This is a genomic window from Roseofilum sp., assembly GCF_982964205.1.
Genome location: NZ_CEZBFX010000204.1, coordinates 1 through 3837 on the forward strand (window position 1 = coordinate 1; position 3837 = coordinate 3837).

At 40.9% G+C, this 3837-nt stretch carries 3 protein-coding genes; 2 read left to right on the forward strand and 1 reads right to left on the reverse strand.

What is annotated here, in order from left to right:
* Nucleotides 1-146 precede the first annotated feature (146 nt).
* Complete coding sequence (locus AC3A14_RS24270) at nucleotides 147-1715, forward strand: hypothetical protein (protein WP_487779220.1); 1569 nt, start codon at nucleotides 147-149, stop codon at nucleotides 1713-1715.
* Nucleotides 1716-1804: 89 nt separating this feature from the next.
* Here AC3A14_RS24270 and AC3A14_RS24275 read toward each other — a convergent pair whose 3' ends face one another.
* On the reverse strand, nucleotides 1805-2224 hold the full coding sequence (locus AC3A14_RS24275) for a hypothetical protein (RefSeq protein ID WP_318736340.1): 420 nt from the start codon (nucleotides 2222-2224) through the stop codon (nucleotides 1805-1807).
* Between the two features lie 1084 nt (nucleotides 2225-3308).
* On the opposite strand from AC3A14_RS24275, the gene AC3A14_RS24280 reads away from it, so the two are divergent.
* On the forward strand, nucleotides 3309-3572 hold the full coding sequence (locus AC3A14_RS24280; RefSeq protein ID WP_487779221.1) for a hypothetical protein: 264 nt from the start codon (nucleotides 3309-3311) through the stop codon (nucleotides 3570-3572).
* Nucleotides 3573-3837 lie beyond the last annotated feature (265 nt).

The following is a 3837-nucleotide window of genomic DNA, read 5'->3' on the forward strand; positions in this document are numbered from 1 at the left end:
TAAAACTCTCGGTGTTAAAAGCTTTTGAAGAGGGCGAACGACGGGAGTTGAACCCTGGAAGTGTCTATATTCAGTGTCCCAAGAAACGCTGAACGCTATATCTAGTTTGCATCCTAGCCAATAAAAATGGAATAGGTGCAAAATAGGTGCAAAATAATTGGAAAAATTATCTAGCCCAAGCGTGGTCTTTAGCCAATAAGTATTTTCACTCTAAGCGGATTGACTCATCTAAGCTCGTTGGACACGAATTGGCGAGGTCTTACCTCAAAGCCTGTCAAACGTCAACCCCCAAGGGAGTCTCCATCAGCAGAAACCGCAATCGCCTGTCACTCCGGTTCAAGCTTGCCAGCAAACCGCAAACATCTGATAACGGTTGCAATGAATCCTTCACTCGTGATGGTTGCGTCAACGCTTTGGCTAAGGCTTTGCTTGCATCTCACAAACTCAATGAATATGAGACAGAAAGTGAGTTTTGGTCATGGTATGAGACACAAATCAAGGGCACTGTATCTCTTGAAGATGACATCATTACCATTGGCGATGCCATTGAAATCGTAAAAACCAATTACCTCAGTGGCTATGACAAATGCGGTAGGGACAGGAGTGACGAAAAGCTAAGGACTAACTCTCTGGCTAATTATCACTCAACCTATGGAGGATACTTCAATAGACTCAATCCCAAACTCAAGCTTACCGGAGAAAATGTCATCTCTGAAATTACCAGGGATTGGTCAAAGCTGTTTACTATCTCTGGTAATCATACTCTCTGTTCCAAAGGTTTCGTAAATGCTTACACAGGAATCTTAAAACTTCTGAGAGACACTAAGTTGTCCTCGGAACTGGATAAAGTAACATCTCATTTTGGAATGTTAAAAGTCGTCAGGAAAACCGAGATGCAAACCATTGGCATTGAAATCTTCCTAGACTTTAGGGCTAGAGTCCTCGGACTCAATGGTTATGAGTTAAGAAAACAACAACATCAAGCTTTGGAAAACCGTAAATCCTGGATTAAAGCCATTGGTTTTAATCTACTTTACGGTTTCCGTTGCTCTGAATTCAAAGCCATTCAGAATCTGGACAAACCTATTAAGGTTGGTAACCGTCTAATCAAGGCACTCCATGACCCAACCAATGATGAGAATATTGTCATCATTGGTGATGGGTTTTGGGTAACTGATACCAGTGGAAAACGTCACTATATTACAGTGAAAACTGCTGATAGAATATGTCGCCCGATGATTCATCCTGATTACCCTAACTTGATTAAATTGTTGGGGGTAAAAGACCCGGAGGTAAAGATGCCTGAATGCACTCCTAGAGCTGACAGCAAGGAGCATACGATAAAGGATGTTTATCCCAATCGGATGAGAGCTAGGCTATCGGCTTACGTTGACCAAGTAGGAGAGGGATTCACCCAAACTCATGCTTTGCGACATTTGGCTAATTACCATGGTAAACTCGCTGGTTTAACTCGCGACCAACGCGCACTTTCTCTAGGACACTCTGGGGACATGAATGATAGATACAACGAACACCTAACTGTTGATGCAGAAATTGATTTGCTTCTAACTCCTATCTCCAAAGAAGCGGAAATTGCTGAACTCAAAAAACAACTAAAACATGCAGAGGAAACCATTCTCTTCCTGAAGAAGGAGAATGCCAGGCTCAATGAACTCCTAGGAGGAAATAACGACCTTCCTAGGATTGGCAGTTAGAATAGAGTCAGTAGCGAAAACTTGAGGGCAAGTAATCATCCCCTGTTAGATGGAAATTTAACAGGGGAATAAATCCACACCATTGAGAGCTAAACTTGTACTAACCCACTCTGAATTATATCTACATCAGATGAGGAATTAATAGGAGCAAGTTCATCTTCATCAAAAATATCATACCAATTATCTTCACTGGGAGCTATGTCATTAAGCCAAAAGCTGAATGCTGCACCACAATGCCTTACTACTGGGTCAATTTTCACCCAATAAGAATACTTCTTATCATCAATATCGTATGTCACTATGTCAATAATATGAGTGTGTTCTACATCTGCTGTGAAACGTTCTCCAGTCTTGTGGCTCACTAATACGAAGTCATCACAGAATCGGACTTTATCTCCAACATTGAACTTCTGTTTCCTTGGTACTTCGGATTCATCAAGATAGATATAACGTTGAAATCCATCTTCAAATTGTTCATCCGAATGAACGGGAACTAAAACTTGTGCCATAATGCAATTGCCTCTAATGGAAATAACAAGCCCCTGGTTAGTTTCCGTTCACTACCAGGGGTATTTGTTTGAATATTTTAGAGCCGAAAGGTCAGTGTGTGTATTTTTTTATCGTAATTATTGGCACTAACGATCTCTGTACATCTATAACTCCCCTTATGTCTGCACTTGAGCTTCACGACGTAAATTTACGTCGTAACACCAGAGTTAGGGGGAAGGGGTGATAGGCATAAGTTAAGATTATTACTAACAGAAAATCTATAACTTTTGCTAAGTAATATACTCTGTATTACCTGAATCGCTGAAAGCCTTATTCTGCAAGGATTCCTTCAAAAAGAGACTTTCTGTATAGAAGGTCATTATAAGGCATCTAACTACTGTACACCCACAAAATGAGCCGCTACGAGCATGGCTTGAGTAGTACGGGACAGGAGAGTGTCCCTAGAGCATAGATTATGAATGAATTCTCATTGTTCTGACATAGACTCAAGTCTATCTAAATCGCTGTGAAACAACTGTACAGCCGTTATAGGGAGATTAAGGAGAGTGAGGTTACTGCGATCGCTCTGCAAGAAGGTATAAAAAACGATTGCGGGAATTCCCGTAAACCAGACACAGCAAGGCTTTCAGTCGCTAAATACGCAAAAAAATAGACCGCTACAGTGCGGTCGGGAGAGAGGGGGATGGGATTCATTTACTTTTACCTCAAGAAAAGTCAGCCCTCGTTATTACTCCTGTTTTAATTCTTTAATTTTTTCTCTCACCATACTGGTGACATAGCTTGTTATAGCTATCCTTTCTTGGTTAACAGCATAATTATTTAAGAACTCCCACTCTTCTACCGGGATTCTAATTGAAATTGATTTCTTGTCAATACTAGGCTTGCCCATTGTGTTTAGTCTTTGCTTGCTATAAATGCAGTTTCCTCTAAGTATATTTCATCTATATCTTAAGCATCAATATATAGATTAATATCTATTATTGGCATAGTTAAAAACTATTATATTTAGCAAATTGTTAGCATATGCTATATTCATAGGGAGGTATCACTCCCCTAGAACCTTGAAAACTAGATATCACTGCCATGACTACCAGAACCAGAGTCTCTCCCTCTGCCCAGAGGGCTGTAGATACCGTCCATGACGCAGAGGAAGCATTAACTCAAGCCTACGAATTGCTTGAGTACCTCTATCCTTTAGGGTTAGTTCCTGACTCTTACTTATCCCTCATGACTCATCTGAAAAGCAGAAGAGAACTCAAAGATGAGGTGATTGAGCATGACCAGAAAAACCCACTGAAAGGGTTTCCAGCAGAAATCATTAGCGCTCTAAAACAGCCTAATTCTTAGGGAGTAAATATCCTCACAGGAACCGCTATGAACGGGAGAGGAAAGCCCCATTTTGCTTACTGTACAGTTGTTATTAACCCCAGAGAATACATCATGAGAAGGTATTGGAAACCTAACCCCCATGGGAGAGGATTGAAGCCAAACCAAAGTAAATGGCTCAATTCAGAGACGAAGTCTATCCGGCTACCAGAGGTTCTTATCCCTGAAATCCTGGAATATGCCCACAAGTTGGACAAGGGGACTATCAGTCAAAAACCTGATGAGA